Here is a 23,401-nt window from a genome sequence, read left to right on the forward strand (position 1 = left end):
GGCCGCATAGCCGTCTTCGGCCGCGGTCGGGAAGCGATGCTCCGGCGCGTGTCGATAGCCGAGGCTGACGAACATCATCCCGGTCCGACGCACCATGTCGCGGCAGAACGGCTCGTCCGACTGCTCGTCGCCGAGCACCCAGCCGCCGCCGTGGAAATAGACCACGACCGGATGCGGCCCAGGCGTGGCCGGCTTGTAGACGCGGTACGGCAGTGTGCCGTCCGCAACAGGCAGCGTGCCGTCGACGATGTCGCCGATCGGCCGCCCCGCGGGCCGGCCCTTGTTGAATTCGTTCACAAAGGCGCGTGCGCCTTCTGCGCCCATCGTCTCGATCGGCGGCAGGTTCAGCGACGTCAGCAGGTTCAGCACCAGCCGCACGTCCGGCTGCAGCCGCACCACCTCGCCGTCATTGCATTGCGTGCCGCCCGGGCCGGTGAGCTTGAAGCCGAGCATGCCGCGGCTGACCACCTCGTCGCAGATGCTGCGATAGGGGCCGACGCCGCCGGTATAGGGCATCAGGCCCTGCACCTTGCCGGGGACGTTGGCGCCCGTGTACCAGGTGTTGGCGAGCCGGTGCAGCGTCACCATCGAGCAGTCGGCCATGTGCCTGGCCCAGCCGGCCTGCGCCGTCTCGGTCGGCTCCATCGTGGTGAAGCCGGCATCTCGCAATGCGGCGAGGCGGTCGACCACCCAGTCGACATGCTGCTCGATCGACACCGCCATGTTTGACAGCACCGACGGGCTGCCGGGCCCGGTGATCATGAAGAAGTTCGGGAAGCCCTCGACCGTGAGACCGAGATAGCTCTGCGGCCCATGGGCCCAGACGTCGGTGAGCGATTTGCCGCCGCGTCCCGTGATCGGATGCACGGCACGGATCGCGCCGGTCATCGCGTCGAACCCGGTCGCGAACACGATCACGTCGATGTCGATGTTGCGCTTGGCCGTGGTGATGCCGTTCGCGGTGATCGCCTTGATCGGTTCCTGGCGCAAATTGACCAGGGTGACGTTGGGCCGGTTGTAGGTGGCGTAGTAATTGGTGTCGAGGCATGGACGCTTGGCGCCGAAAGGATGGTCGTCCGGCATCAGCGCCGCCGCGGTCTCGGGATCCTTCACTGCGGCGCGGATCTTCTCGCGGATCAGGTCCTGGACGATCTTGTTGCCGTCGACGTCGACGGCCTGGTCGGCCCAGAGCTGGGTGAGGATGTGGACGAGGTCGCCGGCGGCCCAGGCCCGTTCGAACCGTTCACGACGCTCGGCATCGCTCAATTGCCAGCTCACCACCGTCTGCTGCGGATAGGGCACGCCGGCCATCGATTGGCGCGCCTGCTCGCGATAGGCGGCACGGTCGCTCTGCAGCAGGCTCATCCGGTCCGCCGGCGCCGGGCCGTTATGCGCGGGCAGGGCAAAGTTCGGCGTGCGCTGGAACACGGTCAGATGCGCCGCCTGCTCGGCGATCAGCGGGATCGACTGGATCGCCGACGATCCCGTGCCGATCACGGCGACGCGCTTGCCCTTGAGATCTACGCCGTCATGCGGCCAGCGTCCGGTGAAATAGACCTCGCCTTTGAAATCCTTGACGCCCTCGATCTCCGGCGGCTTTGGCGCCGAGAGGCATCCGGTGGCCATGATGTAATGGCGGCAGGACACCGGCGCGCCGTTGCTGGTGTTGATGAGCCAGCGCTCGGCCTTCTCGTCCCATCGGGCTTCGGTGACCTTTGTCTTGAAGCGGATGTCGCGCCTGAGATCGTAGCGGTCGGCGACGAAGCCGAGATAGCGCAGGATCTCGGGCTGGGTCGCGTACTTCTCCGACCAGGTCCAGGCGGTCTCCAGCTCCGGATCGAAGGTGTAGCTGTAGTCGATGGTCTGGATGTCGCAGCGGGCGCCGGGATAGCGGTTCCAGTACCAGGTGCCGCCGACATCGCCGGCCTCTTCGAGGGCAACGGCCGAGAGGCCGGCCTTGCGCAGCCGATGCAGGAGATAGAGCCCGGCAAATCCGGCGCCGACCACGGCGACATCGACCTGCTGGGCGGTTCCGCGTTCCCCGGAGGCACGTGTAGCAACCATTGCGTCAGACATCGCATTCCTCCCGTATGTTTTGTTTTGCCGGCAGGCTATCGCTGCAGGTTCAGCTTGTCATCAGAGCAAGTGCAATCTTCGGTGGTCGTTTGCGGCGGCATCATGGCCACGTGAATCTTGCGGCGCTACACGCATCGCGATGCACAATGGCCGTGATCACCCGGGCTAATCATGGCCGATCCGTCTGTATATGCTTGCGGCTACAAGCCACGCGTAGCGACGAAGCGTCATGCCAGAGTTGAGTGAGCGAACCAAAGCGAACATGGACGTCGTCCTGGAGGAGACGTGCCGCCAGCTGCCGCATGGCGGCGATCACGACAGCCGCAGGTTCATCGCCGAGCGCCTGATCGAGGCCGCGCAAGCGGGGCACTCCACGCTCGGTGAGCTCGGCATCGTCGCGCGGCACGCGCTGGCGGAACTCACCGGCAAGAACGGTTAGGCTCGACACCCAAACGCAAATGCAGTCAAGCCCAGCTCTGGCTGGCCGAGCTGGTACGGTCGATTTCCAAAACGCGGCACGCTCCGGACAGATCGACGATCTCAGGGTTGCTCGGAGCGGCGGGACATGACACCGGCAGCGCGGGCCTGCGATACACCTTGCTCGCCCAGCAATTGAGCTGCCGGGCTTCTCGTCTCCGGCAATATGCCCATGATCATGTCCGCGCCCGTGACCTCGGCGCGGCCGAGCTCGTGCGCATGAAGCTCGGCACGCTGTTCCGCGCGCCGAAAGCCGGCAGTCGGCTTGGCTTCGCCTTCGCCCTGAACGGCGATGTTGTTCAGCCCGCGATCGACATAGACCTGCAAGCTCGTCCTCATCACTTCGAAATCGACATTGCAGGATCGAAGGAGCCCGGCCGCGTCGTCATCGTCGAGCAGGACGAGTAGAAGATGTTCGAGCGTCGCATATTGATGGTTCCGGCGGGTCGCATGCAGGAGCGCTTGCCGTATCGTCGCCTGGAGTTGCGGCGAAGCCGGACGGCTGAAATCCATGAAGGCATCGACCTGCCTCAGCCTGGCCACGGCATCGAGCGTTGCCAAAAGGCTCTGCTTGTCGGCCATCGGCAGCCGCAAGCGTGTTGCGACGATATCGGCGACGCGTCCGGGATCGCGAGTCTGCTCGAGGAGCGGCCAAACGTCGGGGATGATGATCTGGCGGGTTGCCGCATAACGCTCGAAGCGCTTGATTGCGCGCAGGATCAACTCGGGTGCGTCGGGGATAGGTCCTTCGCTGAGAGCGGCGACTTCGGCTTCGAAAGCACCATCGCCGACAAAGCGATGAATCAGCACGCGGCGGTGGACCTGCGTCAGCACTTTCAACGTGCCGTCGGGAAGCGGTTCGAGCTCCAGAAGCTGGGCGAGCACGCCGACGGAATGAATGTCGTCGAGGCCGGGCTCGTCGACGCCGGATTGCTTCTGGATTGCGAGCACGACCTCGCGCTGTTGTCCGAAGGCACGTTCGAGCGCCTGAACTGTTTTCGGGCGTCCGATGAACAGCGGATAGGTCGCGGCGGGGAATGGGACCAGATCGCGCAACGAAATGGCCGGATAGGTTGTGACGCCGGCATGAGGTGCATCTCGCATCGCAACTGCTGTCGGCTTGCGGTCGTATCGACCGGTCCGAAGCATCGCCGACAACGTATTCCAATCGGCAACGCCGAACATCCTGGAGACCAGCTCCAGGCTCTCGGCGTGGCTCATGGTGAAGGCTTTCGTCTTGAGGGAGTCGCGCAGGGTCTGCGCCATAGCCTTGGCATCGCGAAAATCGCGCATTTATCTCGTCCTTTGCAATGAGCGAGCCAGGCGTGTCAGGTGGTTGCGTTGCTGACCCGGTCGCTCGGGCAAAGGGTGGCCAAAAAAGGCTCCGATACGTTCACCGTCCCCCGCGGGGGTGCAACCGGCAGGTCGTATCAACCGGAGGAAAAATTGAACCAAAGGACGCGCGTTGTCAATTCCGCCTGCAGCAGGCTTGCCCCGTCGCGTCGGAGGACCGTAAATTCGGACCGCACCTCCCTGTCTCGAGAACTTGCCGATGCGATCCTTGCTGGTGCTCGCTGCGGCTGTCGCAGTCCTCTGTTGCGCCGGCTCGGCCGCAGCCCAGCCGGTCGGACAGTTTCCCTTCGCGCTGACGCGTGAAGGACAGATGCTCGGCGCCGTCGAAGGCGAGGTGGCCTCGTTCAAGGGACTGGCCTACGCCGCGCCGCCGGTCGGTGCGCTGCGCTGGCGCGCGCCGCGGCCGACGCCCGAAAGTTCGGAGATGCAGACCGCCTACGCGTATGGCGCGCCGTGTCTGCAGCCGGCGCTGCGGGCCTCGAGCGAGGATTGTCTCACGCTGAACGTGTTCCGTCCCTTCGGGGTCGACGGCCCGCTGCCGGTGATGATGTTCATCCACGGCGGCGGCTTCGTCAGCGGCACCGCGAACGAGCCGCTGTTCGACGGCGCCAGGCTGGCGCAAGCCGGCCTCATCGTGGTGACCGCCAATTACCGCCTCGGCGCGCTCGGCTGGCTCGCTGATCCCGCGCTGTCGGAAAACGGCTCCGGCAATTACGGCCTGATGGACCAGATCGCGGCCCTTCATTGGGTTCATGACAACATCGCGGCCTTCGGCGGCGACGCTGGTAACGTCACCTTGTTTGGCAGCGACGCAGGCGCGACGTCGATCGCGCTTCTGATGCTGTCCGCGCCAGCGCGTGGTCTGTTCCAGAAAGCCATCCTGCAGTCACTCCCCGCGCGCGTGCGGCTGCGCTCGTTGCAAGAGGCGGAGGTCGTCGGCCGGCAGCTCGTGACGGCGCTGGGACCGCAGGCGGATTTGCGTGCCGCCGAACCGCGACACGTGCTTGCCGCCGAGAGCCGTCTCTTGCAGACATCGCGGCGCGGCTTTGCGCCGATGATCGACGGAGAGCTGGTGACCGACGATATTGCCGCCGGCTTTGCGGCCAGTCATCAAAGCCGCATTCCCCTTATCGTCGGCTCGAACGATGACGAGACCGGTTTCGACAATGAGTCCGACATCAAGGAGGAGGTCGCATCCTCGGGCCTCGCGAGCGATGACCTGCGCAAGCTCTATCCCGACCTCGCCCGGCCGTCCGACCTTGCGGCGAGGGTCTATACCGACAAGGTCTTCTCCGAGCCCGCGAGATTGCTGGCCCGCCTGCATGCCGCAAGCGGCGCAGCAACCTTTCGCTATCGCTTCGGCTATGTGCCCGAGCCGCGCCGCGCCAATCCCGAAGGCGGGCACGGGCGGGAATTGCAGTTCATCTTCGGTGCGGAAGGCGTGCCGGGAGCCGGCATCTTCTCACGCGGCGATCGCGAGGTCGCAAGCCGCATGCGTTCCTATTGGATCAATTTTGCGAAGAGCGGCGATCCCAATGGCGGCGATCTGCCGCGCTGGGACCGCGCCGCGGGCCGCGATCGCCTGCTGCTGATCACGAACGACCGCATGTCGAGCGCAGACGATCCTTGGTCTGAGCGTCTCGACCGGCTCGCGCGCTAACGCGCCAAGAGAGAGTGGATTTACGCCGCGAGCTCGACGCGAGGCGCGGGCGTCAGCCGGTCTTCTTCCAGATAGTCCATCGCGCCGTCCTTCTCGACGGCGTAGAACTGCTGGCCTTCGCGCGACCTGAAGGCGGCGCGCACGATGCCGCGGCGGCCCTTGTCACTGTTGACGACGTCCCCCAGCGCAAACTTCTTCATCTCACGTCTCACTTGTCTTCAGGCCGACTGCTTCGGCCATGCCTGGGATTTTGGGCGGCAAATCGTTAACGACTTGCTAACCATGCCGGTTTGCCTATGCTCGCCGCCGGTCGCGCGGGCGCTGGCACCGCGCCTATGGCCATTGAGGCGAGCCCCATGACGCGATTTCCGACCCTCTTCCTGTCGCACGGCGGCGGCCCCTGGCCGTTCATGGAAGACAGGCGGGTGCAATACGCCAAGACGGCCGCGGAGTTCGGCCGGCTGCCGCAGCTGTTGCCGGAAAGGCCGAAGGCCGTGCTCGTCATCACCGGCCATTGGGAGGCGGACGCCTTCACCGTGTCGACCTCGGCGCATCCGCCGATGGTGTACGACTATTACGGTTTCCCCGAGCATACCTACCACCTCAAATATCCGGCGCCGGGCCAGCCCGAGCTCGCCGCGCAAGTGAAGGCGCTGCTTGCGCGAGCAGGCCTCGATTGCCGTGAGGATCCCAACCAGGGTTTCGATCACGGCACCTTCGTGCCGCTCGGGCTGATGTATCCGGAGGCTGACATGCCGATCGTGCTGCTGTCGCTGAAGTCGGCTTACGATGCGGCCGAGCATATCAAGGTCGGCGAAGCCATCGCCTCGCTCCGCGACGAAGGCATCCTGATCGTCGGCAGCGGGCTGACCTATCACAACATGCGCGGCTTCAACCGGCCGGAATCGAAGCCGGTCTCATATGACTTCGAAGCCTACCTGAACGAGGCGATCAGCAACAAGGATCCGGCGCGCCGCAACGCGATGCTGGTGGATTGGGAGAACGCCCCGAGCGCGCGCCTGGCACATCCGCGCGAGGACCATCTGCTGCCGCTGATGGTGGCGGCAGGCGCCGCCGGCAGCGACATCGGGAAACGTGTCTTCGTCGACGAGGTAGCCAATGTCGCGATGGCCTCGTATATGTTTGGGTGAATGTTTCTTCCTTCTCCCCTTGTGGGAGAAGGTGGCGCGAAGCGCCGGATGAGGGGTATGTCTCCGCGACCCCAACTCTCATGTGAATTCGCGGAGAGAGACCCCTCACCCGTCTCGCCGCTACGCGGCGAGCCACCCTCTCCCACAAGGGGAGAGGGACATTCACCCGTACTTCAGCTTCATGAACAAAATGCCGCCGGCGAGCACCATGGTGACGGCGTTTGCCGCGACCAGCGGGGCGTCGCCCGAGAGCAGGCCGTAGATCAGCCAGAGCGCGAGGCCCAGCACCATCACCAGGAACATGCCGAGCGAGATGTCGCCGGTGGAGCGGGTCTTCCACACCTTGATGGCTTGCGGCGCGTAGGCCACGGTGGTGCAGGTGGCGGCGGCAAAGCCGATCAGCTTGATCACGAAGGGGTCCATGCCGGCTCTATAGCATGGATTCGACGACGGTCATGCTTCAGGCGCGGGCGGCCATCAATCCGCGATACAGCGCGGCATATTCGCCGGCGCGGCCGCGCCAGGAGACGTCGGTGGCAAGGCCGTTTCGCTGCAGCCGTCGCCAAGCGGCTTTGTTATGGAAAGCGGTGTTGACCTTGCGCAGTGTCCAGGCGAGCGCATCGGCGGTCACCGGGCCGAACTTGAAGCCGGTGGCGTCGTGTCCGGTTTCGCCGATATCGACGATGGTGTCTTCCAGCCCGCCGACGCGCGAGACGATCGGCACGGAGCCGTAGCGTAGCGCGCAGAGCTGGGTCAGGCCGCACGGCTCGAAGCGCGAGGGCACGATCAGCGCATCGGAGCCGGCCTGGACCAGATGCGCCAGGATCTCGTCATAGCCGATCACGACACCGATGCGGCCGGGATTGGCGCGCGCCGCCGCCTGATAGCCTTCCTGCAGATCGCGGTCGCCGCTTCCGAGCAGTGCAAGCTGCATGCCTTGCTCGATAATCGTCGGAATCGCCTCGAGCAGCAGATCGAGACCCTTCTGCCAGGACAGACGGCTGATGACACCGAGCAGCGGCGCTTCGTCGGAGGAATCGAGATTGAACTGCTGCTGAAGCACGGCCTTGTTCGCGGCCCGGAACGTCAGGTCCTCCGCACCAAACCGATAGGCGATGTGCGGGTCGGTTTGCGGATTCCACACCGAGGTGTCGATGCCGTTGAGGATGCCGCTCAGCACGTCGCTGCGTGCGCGCAACAGCCCGCCGAACCCCATGCCGCCTTCGTCGCTCTGGATCTCCCGCGCATAGGTCGGAGATACCGTGGTGATGCGGTCGGCGAATTGCAGGCCGGCCTTGAGGAAGCTGATGCCGCCGAAATATTCGAGCTCGTTGACGCTGAAGGAGTGCCAAGGCAGGCCGATCGCACCGATCAGCTCCGGCGCGAATTTGCCCTGATAGGCCATGTTGTGAATGGTCATCACGGTCGCCGGCCGCGGGCGATTATCATAATGCAGATAGGCCGGCGCCAGCCCGGCCTGCCAGTCATGGGCGTGCACGACATCGGGAACGAACGTCGGAACGAGGCCGTGACCGATATCGGCGGCGACACGGGACAGCGCCGCAAAGCGCACGCCGTTGTCCGGCCAGTCGACGCCCTCGGAGGTGACGTAGGGATTGCCCGGCCGCGCATAGAGATGCGGCACGTCGAGCACGAACAGGTCGAGCCCCTCGTGGGAGCCGGCGAGCAGCCGCCCGGGACCGCCGAAATAATCGGGCCAGGTCCGGAGCTCCGCCGCGCCGGCGACCTTCCGCATCACCTCGGGATAGCCCGGCATCAAGGTACGCATCTCGACGCCATGCGCCTTCAGCGCGATCGGCAGCGCACCGGCGACATCCGCGAGGCCGCCGGTCTTGACGATGGGATAGACTTCAGAGGCGACCGCGAGGACGCGAACAGGCGTCATTTATTGAGCCCGTCGATCATCGGCTGGGTGATCAGCGAGATGCCCTGCTCGGTGGTGCGGAAGCGTTTTGCGTCGAGCTCCGGATCCTCGCCGACGACGAGGCCTTCCGGAATCTCGACGCCGCGGTCGATCACCACGTTCTTCAACCGCGCGCCGCGGCCGACATTCACGTAAGGCATGATCACGGCGTTCTCGACATTGGCATAGGAGTTGATGCGCACGCCGGTGAACAGCAGCGAGCGGCGCAGCGAGGCGCCGGAGATGATGCAGCCGCCCGAGACCAGCGAGCTGACGGCCTGGCCGCGCCGGCTCTCCTCGTCATGGACGAATTTGGCGGGCGGCGTGATCTCCGCATAGGACCAGATCGGCCAGGCGCGGTCGAACAGATCGAGCTCCGGCACGACGTCGGTGAGATCGATATTGGCGGACCAGTAGGCGTCGACCGTGCCGACGTCGCGCCAATAGGCGCCGTTGTGGCCGTTGGTGCGCACGCAGGAGGTCGAGAACTGGTGCGCGATCGCGCGGCCGTTCTTGACGAGGTAGGGAATGATGTCCTTGCCGAAATCGTGGTTGGAGTTCGGGTCCTCGGCGTCGCGCTTGAGCTCGTCGAACAGGAATTTGGCGTTGAACACGTAGATGCCCATGCTGGCGAGCGAGACGTCCGGCTTGCCGGGCATCGGCGGCGGATCTTTCGGCTTCTCCAGGAACTCCTGGATCCAACCGTTCTCGTCGATATGCATGATGCCGAAACCGGAAGACTCCGCGCGCGGCATCTCCAGACAGCCGACCGTGACGTCGGCGCCGCTCTCGACGTGCTGGCGCAGCATCACCTCGTAGTCCATTTTATAGATATGGTCGCCGGCCAGCACGACGATGAAGCGGCAGGCGTGGGATTCGATGATGTCAATGTTCTGGTAGACCGCATCCGCTGTGCCGACATACCACATGTTCTCCGACACGCGCTGGCTTGCGGGCAGGATGTCGAAACTCTCGTTGCGCTCGGGGCGGAAGAAGTTCCAGCCCATCTGAAGGTGCCGGATCAGGCTGTGCGCCTTGTACTGGGTCGCCACTGCGATGCGGCGGATGCCTGAATTGACGGCGTTCGACAACGCGAAATCGATGATGCGGGATTTGCCGCCGAAATAGACGGCGGGCTTGGCGCGCCGGTCAGTGAGCTCCAGGAGCCGGCTGCCGCGTCCGCCCGCCAGGACGAACGCCAGCGCCTGACGGGCGAGCGGTTCACTACCGACGGCACTCATGTCATCCTCCCAAACTCTGGCATTTCGGGGCTTTTTGTCGCGAGAAGGCCCCGCGGTCCCGCGCCCACTGGAACCGATAGTAACGGTACGCATAGTAAATCAGGAAGTGGGTTGTTGGTTGCGAACGCGGCAAGCTTAATGCTTTCGCCTGGCCATCCAGCAGCGCACCGTGGGCGGGACTTGTGCGCCGCACGCAAAATCCGGACTTTGACTTGGCGCAAGGATACCCGATCATGACACTGCGATCCTTTTCCAAGCGAAACGTCAGACAGGAGTGAGATGATGAGGGTCTGGAAAACGGTAATAGCCTGTTCACTGGCTGGGGTGGTCATCGCCGGCCAAATCCAGCAGGCGGCAGCGGCCCCGCTGCCGACCAATGTCGCGACCATGAAGGCCGCGGTCGGCGACGACGTCACGCAGGTGCATTGGCGCGGCGGCGGCTGGGGCTTCGGCGGTCTTGCGGCCGGCATGATCATCGGTGGCGCCATCGCCAGCGGCGCGCCGTATGGTTATTATGGCAGGCCTTACTACGGCGGCTACGGCTACGGATATCCGGGCTATGGCTACGGCTACGGTTATGCCCCCGCCTATTACGGCGGCTACGGCTACGCGCCAGTCTATCCGCGGTACTATCGGCCCTATCGGCCGTATTACAGCTACGGCTATTACCGGCCATACCGGGTCTATCACCGGCACTATCATCGCCGCTATTGGTGAGCGCGGCGCGCGGTTAGAGCGAGAGCCAGACGATCAGGCTCATGCATGCGAAATGCATGAGCACGATCGCGGCGAGATGCAGCGGGCCGGCCTTGAGGCGAGGCTCGCGCATCGTGTTCGCTTCCTGAGCTGGCGCGGGTCGAATGCGCCGACGCCCGGCGTTCACAAAGAGAAACAATGTTTGATGGCACCGCCGTGCTTCGGCAAGACGGAGCTTGGGAACCTTGGGGAACGCGTCAACGTTTGCAGCGCCGGGCAGGGCCAACCGGGAGCGGTGCCGTGCAAGCGCAGACGACACTATTCTTTTCTTTCTCCACTCTCTTGCTTTCATCCCTTTCCGTCGCCCATGCCGAAAGTGGGCTCGCCTCGTATTACGGCTATGGCAAAGCCAGCAAAGACGGCGCCCTGACCTGCGCGCACCGGACGCGCCCGTTCGGCAGCGTGCTCAGGGTGTCCTATGGCAGCCGCTCGATCCAGTGCCGCGTCAACGATCGCGGCCCCTTCATCCGCGGCCGCATCGTCGATCTCTCGGTGCCCGCCGCCCGGGCGCTCGGCATGATGAGCGCCGGCGTGGTGCGAGTCTCCGTGGAATAGGCCGGCCCGCACGCTATAGTGCCGCCCAAAGCATTGGGGAGCACGATGGCAAGGATCAGGGTGGGACTCGTCGGCTGCGGCTTCGTGTCGGAGCTGCACATGGTTGCGTTCCGGCGCGTCTATGGCGTGAACGTCGAGGTCGCGGCGGTGGCCGCGCGCGGCGACAAGGTCGTCGCGTTCGCGCAGCACCACAACATCCCGCGCGTCTACCGCAGCTTCACTGACTTGATCGCCGACCGCGAGCTCGACGTCGTCGACATCTGCACGCCGCCCAATCTCCATGCCCGGATGATCGTCGGCGCGATGCAGGCCGGCAAGCATGTGATCTGCGAAAAGCCGTTCGCCGGCTATTTCGGCCGTGACGGCGATGCGCAGCCGATCGGCAAGCACGTGCCGAAGGCGCTGATGTATCAGCGCGTGATCGAGGAGATGGACAGGACGCGCGCCGCGATCGAGCGCACCGGCAAGCTCTTCATGTATGCCGAGGACTGGGTCTACGCGCCCGCGGTGACCAAGACCGCCGAGATCATCAGGGCGACGAAAGACAAGATCCTGTTCATGAAGGGCGAGGAGAGCCATTCCGGCTCGCATGCGGCCCACGCCGCGCAATGGGCGATGACCGGCGGCGGCTCGCTGATCCGGATGGGCTGTCACCCGCTCTCGGCCGTGCTGTATCTGAAGCAGGTCGAGGCGCGCGCGCGAGGGGAGAAAATCCAGGTCGCCAGCGTCACCTGCGATGTCGGCAACGTCACCGCTTCCCTCAAGCCCGAAGAGCGCACCTACATCAAGGCCAATCCCGTCGACGTCGAGGATTGGGGCACGCTCACCGCGACCTTCTCCGACGGCACCAAGGCGACCGTGTTCTCCGGCGACATGATCATGGGCGGCGTGCGCAATCTGATCGAGACCTACACGTCCGGCGGCTCGCTGTTCGCCAACATCACGCCGAACGACCATCTGATGAGCTACCAGACCAGCGAGGAGAAGCTCGCCAGCGTCTACATCACCGAGAAGGTCGACCGCAAAACCGGCTGGCAATATGTCTGCCTCGAGGAGGAATGGACGCGCGGCTATCTGCAGGAGATCCAGGACTTTATGGAATGCGTGGCGACTGGCCGGCAGCCGCTGTCGGATCTCGCGCTGGCCTATGAGACGATCAAGGTGAATTATGCCGGCTACTGGGCGGCGGAGGAGGGGCGGCGGGTGGTGTTGTAGGGCCGCTGAAGAGACCACAGGCACGCTGCTATCCCTTCTCCCCTTGTGAGAAGGTGGCGCGAAGCGCCGGATGAGGGGTATCTATCCGAGAATTCAGACGGCGAGAGGTTCACGCGTGGAGAGAGACCCCTCACCCGTCTCGCCGCTTCGCGGCGAGCCACCCTCTCCCACAAGGGGAGAGGGGAAGACGGCGCCGATGCTCGCTATCCATTTCAGCGCGTTCAATACTACGCCCCGTAGGTCGAGCCCTTCGGCAGCGGAAACACCGGGTCCCGCGTTTTGATGTTGGTCGGCCACACCACCGAGATGTGCTCGCCGGCGTTCTGCATCACGACAGGCGTCGAGCGTTCGTTCTGGCCGGACAGCGGCGTGCCCGGCGGAAAGAATTTCACGCCATAGCCCTGGATGGTGCCGCCGGCAGGGATGTCGACGTCCAGCGCGGCTTTGCGAATGGCTTCGGGCTCGAAGCTGCCGTACTTCTCCTTGGCGACCGGCAACACGTTGTTGAGCAGCACCCAGGTCTGGTTGAAACCCATCGAGCAATGCGGCGGCACGTCGGTGGCGCCGGTCTTGGTCTGGTAGCGCGAGACCATGGTCTTGATCAGCTCGCCCATGCCCGGTGCCAGCTTTGCAGGATCGAGCAGCTGCGCCGGCACGGGATCGATGTTGCAGAAATTGTCGATGTCGGCGCCGAACGTGGCGCGCAGCTTGTCGAGCTGGCTGTAACCGGCGCCTGCCCCGAACAGCATCTTGAAGCGCAATCCGCTCTCGCGGGCCTGGCGCAGGAACAGGGTGATGTCGGGGTTGTAGCCGGCATGCGAGATCACGTCGGCCTTGGCGCGCTTGAGCTTGGTGACGAGTACCGAGAGGTCGGGCGCGGAGGCCGAATAGCCTTCGCGCAGCACCACCTGGATGCCGGCCTGCTTGGCGTAGGCTTCGTCGGCCGCGGCGACGCCGACGCCGTAGGGCCCATCCTCGTGGATCAGCGCGACCTTGACCTCCTTGGGATCCATGCCGAGCCTGGCTTGCGCATGCTCGGCGAGGAAGCCGGCAAAGGCTTGGCCGTACTGATCGGAATGGATCTGCGCGCGGAACACGTATTGCAGGTTCTTGTCCTTGAACACGGCGGTCGAGACCGCGGTCGTGATCCAGAGGATCTTCTTCTGCTGCTCGACCTTGGCCGCCATCGGCACCGCGTGCGCGCTGGAATAGACGCCGTTGATGATGTCGATCTTTTCCTGGCTGATCAGCCGCTCGGCCTCGTTGATGGCGACGTCGGCCTTGCTCTGGGAATCCGCCGCAACGGGCACGATCTTGGTCTTGCCGCCGATGCCGCCCTTCTCGTTGACGAGGTCGATGGCGATCTGCGCGCCGACCGAGGAGGCGACCGAGCCGCCGGCGGCGAACGGGCCGGTGAGGTCGTAGATCAGGCCGATGCGCAAATTCTCGGCCTGCGCCTGGGCCCTGGTCCAATCGAGGCTGAGCGTGGCGGCGGCAGCCGCCGTACCCTTCAGCAGCTGCCTGCGTGAAGTCGGCATCCTATCCTCCCTCAAAACCGTCTTATGATTGGTTGTTTTTTTGCGAAGTATGGGGAGGCCGATCGCGGAAAGTCAACATGGCGAAAGTCGGGGGCAGCCGATCGCAATTGCGAAATGACCGCGAGAGGCCGGCCCGATCGCGCGCTACTGCTTCAATCGCCGCGCCAGGTAAGGCGCCGTCTTGCCGCCGGACTTGGCGACCTGCTCCGGCGTTCCCGCCGCGACGATGCGGCCGCCCTCGTCACCGGCGCCGGGGCCGAGATCGATGATCCAGTCGCTGTGCGCCACGACGTCCATGTCGTGCTCGACCACGATCACGCTGTTGCCGGCATCGACGATCCGGTCGAGCTGCGCGATCAGGCGCTCGACATCGCGCGGGTGCAGCCCGGTGGTCGGCTCGTCCAGCACATAGAGCGTGTGGCCGCGTTGCGGACGCATCAGCTCGGTCGCAAGCTTGATGCGCTGGGCTTCGCCGCCGGACAATTCGGTCGCGGACTGGCCGAGCCGGATATAGCCGAGACCGACCTCGCGCACGACCGACAGCGAGCGGTTCAGCGCTGCGTCGTCCGCGAAGAAGGCGAAGGCCTCGTCGACGCGCATCGCCAGCACGTCCGCGATGGATTTGCCGCCGATCTTCACCTCCAGCGTCTTGTCGTTGTAGCGCGCCCCCTTGCAGGTCGGGCAGGGTGCGTAGACGCTCGGCAGGAACAACAGCTCGACGCAGACGAAGCCCTCGCCCTCGCAGGTCGCGCAGCGGCCCTTGGCGACGTTGAACGAGAAGCGCCCGGCATCGTAGCGGCGTGCCTTGGCCTGCGGCGTTGCCGCGAACAGTTTCCGCACATGGTCGAACAGGCCGGTGTAGGTCGCAAGGTTCGAGCGCGGCGTGCGGCCGATCGGCTTCTGGTCGACCACGACGAGGCGGCTGACCTCGTCGAGGCCGGCGACGATCTTGCCGCCGAGGGTCTCGACCGTCGGCGCCAGGCTGTCGTCGTCGTCAAGGGCGAGCGTATGGCCGAGATGCGCGGCGACATTGTCGACGAGGAATTGGCTGATCAGGCTCGACTTGCCGGAGCCCGACACGCCGGTGATGCCGGCGATGACGCCGAGCGGAATGTCGATGTCGAGCTTGCGCAGATTGTTACGGCTCACGCCCCTGATCTTCAGATGTCCCTTTGGCTCGCGGCGCACCGCCGGCAGCTTCTTGCGCGGGCGCGCGAGGTATTGCGCGGTGCGCGATTGCTCGACCTCGCCAAGCCCTTCCGGCGGTCCGCTATAGAGGATGAGCCCGCCGCCGTCGCCGGCGTCGGGACCGACATCCACCAGCCAGTCGGCGTGGCGGATCACCTCGATCTCGTGCTCGACCACGAAGATCGAATTGCCCGCGCGCTTCAGCCGGTCCAGCGCCCGCAGCAGCGCCTCGGTATCGGCGGGATGCAGGCCGGCGGAGGGCTCGTCGAGCACGTAGACGACGCCGAACAAATTGGAGCGCACCTGCGTCGCAAGGCGCAAGCGCTGCAGCTCGCCCGGCGACAGCGTCGGCGTAGAGCGCTCGCAGGCGAGATAGCCGAGGCCGAGGTCCAGCAGCACGGCCAGCCGTGCCGACAGATCCTCGCAGATCCGGCGTGCGACGACAGCCTTCTCCGACTTGTCCACGGAGGCCCTTGCGAACGGCCTGATCACCTCCTCCATCGCCTTGAGCGGCAGATGCGACATCTCGGCGATATTGAATCCGGCAAACTTCACCTTGAGCGCCTCGGGCTTCAGCCGCGTGCCGTGGCAGGTTGGGCAGTCCCGCGTGATCATGAATTGCGCGACGCGGCGCTTCATCATCGCGCTCTCGGATTTGGCGTAGGTCTGCATCACGTAGCGCTTGGCGCCGGTGAAGGTGCCCTGATAGCTCGGCTCCTCCTTGCGGCGTAGCGCCCGCTTGACGTCAGTGGCATCGTAGCCGGCATAGACCGGAACGGTCGGCTGCTCCTCCGTGAACAGGATCCAGTCGCGGTCCTTCTTCGGCAGCTCGCGCCAGGGCTTGTCGACGTCGTAGCCGAGCGTCGTCAGGATGTCGCGCAGGTTTTGGCCCTGCCAGGCGCTCGGCCAGGCCGCGACGGCGCGCTCGCGGATCGTCTTGGTGTCGTCGGGCACCATGGATTTCTCGGTGACGTCGAGCATGCGGCCGATGCCGTGGCAGGTCGGGCAGGCGCCCTCCGGCGTGTTCGGCGAGAACGCCTCCGCATAGAGCATCGCTTGCCCCCGCGGATAATCGCCGGCGCGGGAATAGAGCATTCTGAGCAGGTTCGAGATGGTGGTGACGCTGCCGACGGATGACCGCGTCGTCGGCGCTCCACGCTGCTGCTGCAGCGCCACCGCGGGCGGCAGGCCCTCGATGTCGTCGACCTCGGGGATCTGCATCTGATGAAACAGCCGCCGCGCGTAAGGCGATACGGATTCGAGATACCGCCGCTGCGCCTCGGCGTAGATCGTTCCAAACGCGAGCGAGGATTTACCGGAGCCCGACACGCCCGTGAACACCACGAGGGCGTTGCGGGGAATGCGGACGTCGACGTTTTTCAGGTTGTGCTCGCGCGCGCCCCGGACACGGACGAAGCCGTCGTCCTGCATCAGACTGTCGGGTCGTCTTGATCGGTCGTCCATCTCACTGCTCCGGCCGGGTCGGGATCAACGGCAAGATCGCAGGATGGGTCCTTTGATGCCAGACGGCTTGGTTGCTTTCTGCACAAAGCAACCCCCTCGCGGTGACAGCGAAGGGCCTTGCCGGGGGCCTGGGGCGGCAGAAATCCGAGCCTCAGACGAAAAAATCCCTCGCGCCGAGATCGGCGGCATGAACGCCGTCCAGCGTGATCGTGTCGTTGGCGGCCAGCTGGATCACCGCATTGCCGGCGTCGTCGTCGCTGATCAGGCTCTTCAGCGCGGCCCAGTCCGCAAACCCGTAGGCGCGCAGGTCGATGACGTCGTGCTCGGGGGCTGCGCTGCCCGCGGCCTTGTTGCCCTGATCGAAATCGTTGATCACGTCCTGGCCCGAGCCGGCCTTGAACACGAACAGATCGTTGTTCGGTCCGCCCCACAGTTGGTCGTTGCCGCCCCCGCCGTTCAGCAGGTCGCGGCCGCCGGTGATCGATCCGGCCGAGGAGGGCGCGTAGGTGTTGGCGTCTCCGTACAGCCAGTCGCCGCGCGCGCTGCCGATGAGCATGTCGTTGCCGCCATGCGTGCTGCCCGACATGGTCGAGGCATCGCCGTACATGATGATCGACGTCGAGTCGGGGTTGCCGGCAACGGTTGCGATCAGGATGTCGTCGCCGCCATGGGCGTTGCCGGTCATGTAATTGCTATCTCCCCAGAGTGCCGCGCCGCCCGACCGCGCCTCGGTGCCGACGGTATAGATGAGGATGTCGTTGCCGCCGCGCGCATCGCCGCTCAGGGACAGCAAGGCATCGCCGGAGATCGATGCGGCGCCATAGCTTCCGGCCTGGGTGACGTTGATGATGTCGTTGCCGCCGCGCGTATCGTCGCTCATGGTCGTGCCGGCATCGCCGACAAACGTCCCATACGCCCTGTTTCCCATCGTGCCCGTGATGAAATCATTGCCTCCGCGCGATGCCTCCGTCATCGCCATCTCGGCGTCGCCGAACAGCGAGGTAGTCGTATAGATCGAGCCTGTGGCGTCGACGTTCATGACGTCATTGCCGCCATGAGCATCGCCTGACATCGTCCGGGCGTCGCCATCGACGGCGACATAAGCGCCGAAGGCCGCGACATCGGCGACGAAATGGTCGTTGCCGCCATGCGAGCGGCCCTGCAAGCTCTCATCGTCGCCGACCAGCAGCAGCGTGGTGGGCCCGCCATCGACTGTTGCGATCATGGTGTCGTTGCCGCCGCGGCCGTCGACCGGGAGACCCGGGTCTCCGAATATGATCACGAGTTCCCCGCTTCCGACGTGGGTGAGGATCGTGTCGTTTGGCATGCGGCGCATCGTGCAACTCCCCCAGTTCATGTCCGGCGCTGAACGAGGGAAAGCATCATGCTCGTACGCGCTGCGGCTGTGCCGCATCACGCATCATCTTCGGTTTGATGGCGGAGATTGGCCCGCGGTGCAGCTTGATTGCGGCCGCGGAACTGCATCTGCGCGAGCGCGTCGTGAATCTGTCATGCAATGCGGATTTGCCGGCGGGAACGTTCGAACGGTGAGTTGATCAACGGTGCCGTAGGGTGGGCAAAGGCGCAAAGCGCCGTGCCCACCATCTCATTTCCCAATCGAAAGAATCGTGGGCACGCTTCGCTTTGCTCACCCTACGATAGCAGTGCACACCGCAATAGCGGTGCTTTCTTCGTCTCAGCCCGGCCCTGCGCCCTGCGTTGCCGTGAACACCGCGTAGAGCGACTGGCTCGCGGCCATGAACAGGCGGTTGCGCTTGGGGCCGCCGAAGGTGATGTTGCCGCAAACTTCCGGCAGGCGGATGCGGCCGAGCAGCTTGCCTTCCGGTGACCACACCGTCACGCCGTTATAGCCGACGGCGCGGCCGGCATTGCTGGAGGCCCAGACATTGCCGTTGACGTCGCAGCGCAGGCCATCGGGCCCGCACTTCACGCCGTCGACCACGCAATCGCTGAACTTCTTCACGTTCGACAGCTTGTTGTCGCTGCCGACGTCGAACACGAAGATCTCGCCCTTGCCGCCGGGGCCGGTGTCGCCCGGTCCCTTGCCGGTGGAGGCAACGTAGAGCTTCTTGTAGTCCGGCGAGAAGCAGAGGCCGTTGGGATCGGGCACCTGGTCTTCGGTGACGACGAGGTCGATGCGGCCGGAGGGGTCGATGCGATAGCAATTGGTCGGCAGCTCGCGCTTGCCCGGTGTGAAGCCGGCCGGCTGTCCGATCCGCGGATTGAGCTTGCCGCCCGCGTTGCTCGGGCCGCCCGCGACGTCAGGCTCGCCTTCGTAGAGCTGGCCGCCATAGGGCGGATCGGTGAACCAGTAGCTGCCGTCGGGATGCGCGACGACGTCGTTCGGCGAGTTCAGCCGCTTGCCCTGATAGGAATCGGCGAGCACGGTGGCGGTGCCGTCATGCTCATAACGTGTCACCCGCCGCGTCAGGTGCTCGCAGGAGAGCTGGCGACCCTGGAAGTCGAAGGAGTTGCCGTTGGAATTGTTGGACGGCGTGCGGAACACGCTGACGCGGCCGTCGTCCTCGCTCCAGCGCATCTGCCGGTTGTTGGGAATGTCGCTCCACAACAGATAGCGTCCCTGCGCGCTCCAGGCCGGGCCCTCGGCCCACAGCACGCCGGTGTACAGGCGCGTGATCGCGGTGTTGGGCTGCGCGAGATCGTTGAAGGAGGGATCGACCGCGATGATGTCGGGGTCCCAGAAATAAGTGGTCGGCGCGCCGCGGGGGCTGAAATCGCGCGGCGGTGTGGTGATGGTGGTCGGCGGTGCGGCGGGTCCGGTCTGGGCCAGCGCGGGCCCGGCGACGGTGGCTGCGGCGCCAAGCGCGAGCCCCCGGACAAGTGTGCGTCGTGAAAGTGTCGTGTCAGAGCCGCGATGTTCCTCGGTCATCGTCGTAGCCTCCCAATGTGCTGCCGGCCGGTTGATCCCGGCTCGGCAACCTCAAGGCTAGTCCGCTCCGCGGCGAGTTGCGAGAGCGGCGCGCAAAATCTTCGCGCGGCGCGATGCATGTCGCAGTGCCACACTTTTGATGCAATTGTTGCCGTCCGCGGGACCCAACGGCGGAAGGCAGAGGCAGGCCCATGCCGCCTCTGCCTCGATCGCGAAAGGATGGATCAGTTGAACGTCACCTGGGCCTGTTCGACCAGTTTCTTGAGGATCGCGGCGGCGCCGCAATACCTGACGGTCGCCTCGGGATTGAAAGAGCCGCTGATGAATCTTCCTTTGGTGTAGTGGTTCGTGCACGCCCAGACGTAAGGTGAATTGATCTTGTATCTGCGGTAACCAAGGCCGTTGGTCTTTTCCAGCTGGTACAGCACTTCGCCCAAACTCCAGGTTCTCGACTTCGTCAGTCCGTAGAGCTCGAGAGCGTCGGCCGCGCTTTCCTCCCAGGAAAACGGCGGGTTGCCGTTGAGCGGGCGGCCTTTCGGAACGTTGACGGTTCTCGCAGTCAACCGATCGCCGTTGTGCAGATGTCGTCCGAAATCGAAATTGGCCTCGGCGCCATGCAGTATACCGATGAAATACCACGGTATGTTCAGCTGCTTGCCGAGATCTTCATATCTCTTGCGCCCAGCCAACAGTTTTGCCGTTGCGCTGTCGACCTGCGCCTCCATATTGGCTGGAATTGAACTGGTCACGAACAGCTGAAGCATTTCGAGCAGCACGGCATTTTGCGCCGCGAGGCGCTCCGCGATGATCCTTTGCTGATCTGCAAGTGCTTTCTGCGTCTCCGCCTCGGTCCTGGCCTTGTCTGCGAGAGCTCGCTGAGCAGTGGCTTCGCGCTGCTGAATATAGGCATAGCTCCAGCCTGCGCCGACGACGAGGACAAGAAGCGCTGCCACCGCCAAGGCGATCCCTTGCCGGCGCAGCCGCGCGCGCGACTCCGCCTTTTCGAGCTGGTCTTCCCGGTCTCTCCGTTCGCGCTCGGCCTGCGCCGCCAGTTGCTTATCGGACTCGGCGATACTGTCGGCAATGAATGCTCGCTCGGAGGCCGGCAGATTTGCGTCCGGGCGCGTTTGCAGCCACTCCCGGGCGCGCTGCAGTTCGCGGCCGACCAGCAGGCCCCTCTCATTGGCCGTGAAGAGCTCGAACATGCGGCTGAGCCGCTGCCGCCAGATCATGAACTCGCGGTCGTCCGCCAGCAGTTTACTCAGCGGCGGCTGTCGCAGCAGCGCTTCATGTGCGACCTCGATCACTTCGACCTCGGCTCCCGCATCGGTCCGTCGATCCCTGATCAACAGGCGGCGTTCGGCAAACCGGTCGATCAGCGGCAGCGCCCTTAGCGGAAGATCGTCGCGCCTGGCCACGCGCCGGACGAACTGCCCTGCGTCGTTGACCTGCACCAGATGCGGGATGAAGGCCTCGCGCCACAGCACCAATTGGTCATTCTCGTCCTTCGGCAGTTCTCCCCTTGCGACGCCGTCGGCAAAGGCCTCCTTCGCGACCGTTTCGATGACGCCCTTGAGGTGGCCGAGCTTTTCGTAATCGACCAGATTGAGTTCGTTGTCGGCGCTGTAGTTCTGGTAGAGGTGCGCAAGCGTGAAGGCGAGGAGCGGCAGCGCATCCTGGCCGGAAACGTCCTTCAGCAATTCATCGGTCAGCCTCGGATCAAGCTTGAGCGGCTTTGGCTTGAGCAGCCTTGCCGGCCCTTCGATCACCGCGCGGTAAGAGCTCTCCAACATGGCTTCCAGAGGAAAAGTGTCCTTGGGGAAGCCGGCGAACTTCGTTTCTGCCTGCAGACGGGGAAGTGCATCCGAGCGCATGGCGACCAGCGCCAAGGCGTGAGCGGAATCGGAGTTCAGCGTCCGGGTCAGGATATCGATGAAGCGCCTGCCTTCCGCGCGGCCATCCTCGCCAAACAGCTCTTCTCCCTGGTCGATGGCGAGAATGATAGTCGGTGGCGATGAATTCGGACCATACAGATCGGGTTGATGGGCGATGTCCCGCAACGCGCCGAAAAGCTTGAGGAGACCGGCGTCGTCCGCCTCGATGAATTCCTGGATCGCGGCGCGGCTGCGCGGCAGGCCGCGCTTGCGGAACTCTCCGGCAAAGCGGTCCTCGCTGATCTTGCTCAGGAGGGCCTGAGCAAGTCCGAAGTCACCGGAGATGGCGGCGCGTTCCGGCCGGATCGTTGCCAGCGGCAACCAGGTCCGGTCGTCGCGGTTGAGGCGCGGCAGCAATCCGGCACGCAGAAACGACGACTTGCCCGATCCCGATGCGCCGAGAATGACGAGCATGCGGTCGACCCCAACCCGCGCGAGGACGCGGATCCGATCGAGTGCGCGCACGATCTGTCCATCCCTCCCGAAGAAGATCGCCGCATCCTGCTCATCGAAATGCGCAAAGCCGGGATAAGGGGGACGTCCGGGCGGCAGGTCGAAAGTCGACGGATCGAGCCCGGCAATCCTCAACCCGGCCGCCAGGCGCTTGTATTCGCCAGCACCGGCATTGAGGTCGACCCATTGCTCGTCGCTCAGGTCGACCGGCACGTCAGCCTTGTCGGCCCCAATCAGAGCGACGATGATCTTTTTGCCCATCAGGCGGGCGGTGTCCAATTCCGCCCGGCACCAGTGTGACGCAAGCCATTCGCTGGAGACGAGCGCAAGCACGACCTCGCATCTCTGCGCGGCTTTCTGCAGCGCATCTTTCCAGCGCTGGCCGGCCGCAATTCCGCGTTCAGGATCGAGATCGAGAAAGACGTCGTCCCAGCCATTCGCCGTCAGCCAGGTCAAGACCTCCTTGGCCCGATCAACATCTCGGCTCGAGTGACTGATGAAGATATTGCCCATTCCCCTCGGCCCTGCCGACTGGTTCCGAGCAGAGGGTGTTTCCAGGTGATCCGCGCTTGCCCGCGCCCCGCAACGGAAGACCGAGAGCTTCTGTGGAGCCTTCGTGCGGTTCGCCAAGCGATCCTGGTAATGCCCTGAACTCTGTACTGCACCAGAAAGCAGCGAGGATTCCACGCTCCCACCAATTGCGCAAATCCAATTTGCGCGCATCGGTTGGGTACGCGCTTGCGCCGTGATGGAAGTCGGGACGGAGTGCGTCCGACTTGCGCCATTTGCGGGATTCGAAAGCGTTCCGCCGGATGGAGAAAAACTTGTTTGCGGCAAAGTACGGCAGGCACCGCATTCGGCCCGGTTCGAGCCATGATTTCGCGCGCATTGCATCGCAGAAGCCGTCCGAGGGCAATGAACGGAGTCGAACGTGGGTGGCGTCATCGTATTGATCGTGTTGCTGGGGGCCGCGTTTGCGGCCGGCTATTACACGCGCGACTACATCTCCAGCAAACGCCGCGCGGAAGCCCGCCGCTGGCGCGAATACGCCGAGCCGGACTGGCTCAACGCGAACGCGCCGGCCAACACCAACGAGATCGCGAGCGCCATCACGGCGGTCCCCGTGGTCAACGGCGAGCTCGGCCAGATGCTGACCCGCTGGGAGACGAGGGCCCGCGCCCGCCGCGCGGGGTAGGATCGGTGCCCGTAGCCCGGATGGAGCGTCAGCGTAATCCGGGGCCGCTCGCCCGGCATCTGGCACCGTCCCGGATTGCGCTGCGCTCCATCCGGGCTACGGGACCTTGCCTGTGTCGCCCTCTGTCAATCCCTCGCTGCGAAAATATTCCACTTTACCGAAATTCGGTTTTGGCGTATGTGTCGCTCATCCCGGCTCACCAAGAGGGGCGATCTCGTCGTCGTCTTGATCGCGAGCCGGGCTTGCGGTGGACGCGGCAGCGTCGGCACGATGGGTGCGGGCAGGGCGGGTAGTCCCTGTGAGCCCGTAA

18 protein-coding genes are annotated in these 23,401 nt (G+C 64.7%); 7 read left to right on the forward strand and 11 right to left on the reverse strand.

All coding sequences use genetic code 11. The annotated features are described in order from the left end of the window. The coding region (locus tag SE92_RS31610; RefSeq protein ID WP_063202376.1) for an alpha/beta hydrolase fold domain-containing protein at positions 1–2,076 on the reverse strand (2,076 nt) is incomplete at its 3' end. Positions 2,077–2,305: 229 nt separating this feature from the next. Between SE92_RS31610 and SE92_RS31615 the strand changes: the two genes are divergently transcribed. Then, entirely contained in the window at positions 2,306–2,515 is a 210-nt protein-coding gene (locus SE92_RS31615; protein WP_063202378.1) for a hypothetical protein, read from the forward strand. Between the two features lie 101 nt (positions 2,516–2,616). Here the strand turns inward: SE92_RS31615 and SE92_RS31620 are convergent, their stop codons facing one another. Next, positions 2,617–3,846 carry an LON peptidase substrate-binding domain-containing protein gene (locus SE92_RS31620; RefSeq protein ID WP_063202380.1) on the reverse strand — a complete coding sequence of 410 codons (1,230 nt, stop codon included), beginning with the start codon at positions 3,844–3,846 and terminating at the stop codon, positions 2,617–2,619. 259 nt (positions 3,847–4,105) lie between these two features. On the opposite strand from SE92_RS31620, the gene SE92_RS31625 reads away from it, so the two are divergent. Beyond that, a complete protein-coding gene (locus SE92_RS31625; protein WP_063202382.1) occupies positions 4,106–5,566 on the forward strand; it encodes a carboxylesterase/lipase family protein in 1,461 nt (486 codons plus the stop codon). Positions 5,567–5,586: 20 nt separating this feature from the next. On the opposite strand, the gene SE92_RS31630 is transcribed toward SE92_RS31625, so the two are convergent. Continuing rightward, positions 5,587–5,766: a hypothetical protein gene (locus tag SE92_RS31630; RefSeq protein ID WP_063202383.1), complete on the reverse strand. Its 180-nt coding sequence runs from the start codon at positions 5,764–5,766 to the stop codon at positions 5,587–5,589. A 156-nt stretch (positions 5,767–5,922) separates the two neighbouring features. Between SE92_RS31630 and SE92_RS31635 the strand changes: the two genes are divergently transcribed. Next, complete coding sequence (locus tag SE92_RS31635) at positions 5,923–6,717, forward strand: DODA-type extradiol aromatic ring-opening family dioxygenase (protein WP_063202385.1); 795 nt, start codon at positions 5,923–5,925, stop codon at positions 6,715–6,717. Positions 6,718–6,879: 162 nt separating this feature from the next. Here SE92_RS31635 and SE92_RS31640 read toward each other — a convergent pair whose 3' ends face one another. The 3 genes from SE92_RS31640 to glgC are packed head-to-tail and all read right to left on the reverse strand — an operon-like array spanning position 6,880 to position 9,882. Further along, entirely contained in the window at positions 6,880–7,140 is a 261-nt protein-coding gene (locus SE92_RS31640) for a SemiSWEET transporter (protein WP_063202387.1), read from the reverse strand. A 37-nt stretch (positions 7,141–7,177) separates the two neighbouring features. Continuing rightward, a complete protein-coding gene (glgA, locus tag SE92_RS31645) occupies positions 7,178–8,623 on the reverse strand; it encodes a glycogen synthase GlgA (protein WP_063202388.1) in 1,446 nt (481 codons plus the stop codon). Beyond that, entirely contained in the window at positions 8,620–9,882 is a 1,263-nt protein-coding gene (glgC, locus tag SE92_RS31650) for a glucose-1-phosphate adenylyltransferase (RefSeq protein ID WP_063202390.1), read from the reverse strand. The genes glgA and glgC overlap by 4 nt, the downstream gene beginning before the upstream one ends. A 282-nt stretch (positions 9,883–10,164) precedes the next feature. Here glgC and SE92_RS31655 point away from each other — a divergent pair, with 282 nt between their 5' ends. The 3 genes from SE92_RS31655 (at position 10,165) to SE92_RS31665 (ending at position 12,408) form a co-directional block, all read left to right on the forward strand. Continuing rightward, positions 10,165–10,599: a hypothetical protein gene (locus SE92_RS31655; protein ID WP_063203864.1), complete on the forward strand. Its 435-nt coding sequence runs from the start codon at positions 10,165–10,167 to the stop codon at positions 10,597–10,599. Positions 10,600–10,878: 279 nt separating this feature from the next. After that, entirely contained in the window at positions 10,879–11,193 is a 315-nt protein-coding gene (locus tag SE92_RS31660; protein ID WP_063202392.1) for a septal ring lytic transglycosylase RlpA family protein, read from the forward strand. Between the two features lie 45 nt (positions 11,194–11,238). Next, the gene (locus SE92_RS31665; protein ID WP_063202394.1) at positions 11,239–12,408 is read left to right on the forward strand and encodes a Gfo/Idh/MocA family protein; all 1,170 of its coding nucleotides are present in this window, start codon (positions 11,239–11,241) and stop codon (positions 12,406–12,408) included. Between the two features lie 227 nt (positions 12,409–12,635). On the opposite strand, the gene SE92_RS31670 is transcribed toward SE92_RS31665, so the two are convergent. The 5 genes from SE92_RS31670 to SE92_RS31690 form a co-directional block, all read right to left on the reverse strand. Beyond that, positions 12,636–13,946, reverse strand: a complete 1,311-nt coding sequence (locus SE92_RS31670) for an ABC transporter substrate-binding protein (protein WP_063202396.1) — start codon at positions 13,944–13,946, stop codon at positions 12,636–12,638. 144 nt (positions 13,947–14,090) lie between these two features. Beyond that, positions 14,091–16,598 carry an excinuclease ABC subunit UvrA gene (gene uvrA / locus SE92_RS31675; RefSeq protein ID WP_063202397.1) on the reverse strand — a complete coding sequence of 836 codons (2,508 nt, stop codon included), beginning with the start codon at positions 16,596–16,598 and terminating at the stop codon, positions 14,091–14,093. A gap of 151 nt (positions 16,599–16,749) precedes the next feature. Continuing rightward, positions 16,750–17,934: a calcium-binding protein gene (locus SE92_RS31680; protein ID WP_063202399.1), complete on the reverse strand. Its 1,185-nt coding sequence runs from the start codon at positions 17,932–17,934 to the stop codon at positions 16,750–16,752. A 360-nt stretch (positions 17,935–18,294) separates the two neighbouring features. Beyond that, entirely contained in the window at positions 18,295–19,509 is a 1,215-nt protein-coding gene (locus tag SE92_RS31685; protein WP_063202401.1) for an SMP-30/gluconolactonase/LRE family protein, read from the reverse strand. A 224-nt stretch (positions 19,510–19,733) separates the two neighbouring features. Further along, positions 19,734–22,409, reverse strand: coding sequence for an nSTAND1 domain-containing NTPase (locus tag SE92_RS31690; RefSeq protein WP_198172830.1), 2,676 nt, complete (start codon positions 22,407–22,409; stop codon positions 19,734–19,736). Between the two features lie 418 nt (positions 22,410–22,827). Between SE92_RS31690 and SE92_RS31695 the strand changes: the two genes are divergently transcribed. Next, a complete protein-coding gene (locus tag SE92_RS31695; protein ID WP_063202404.1) occupies positions 22,828–23,091 on the forward strand; it encodes a hypothetical protein in 264 nt (87 codons plus the stop codon). Positions 23,092–23,401 lie beyond the last annotated feature (310 nt).

This window comes from Bradyrhizobium sp. AT1, from assembly GCF_001590795.1.
Taxonomy (GTDB): Bacteria; Pseudomonadota; Alphaproteobacteria; order Rhizobiales; family Xanthobacteraceae; genus Bradyrhizobium.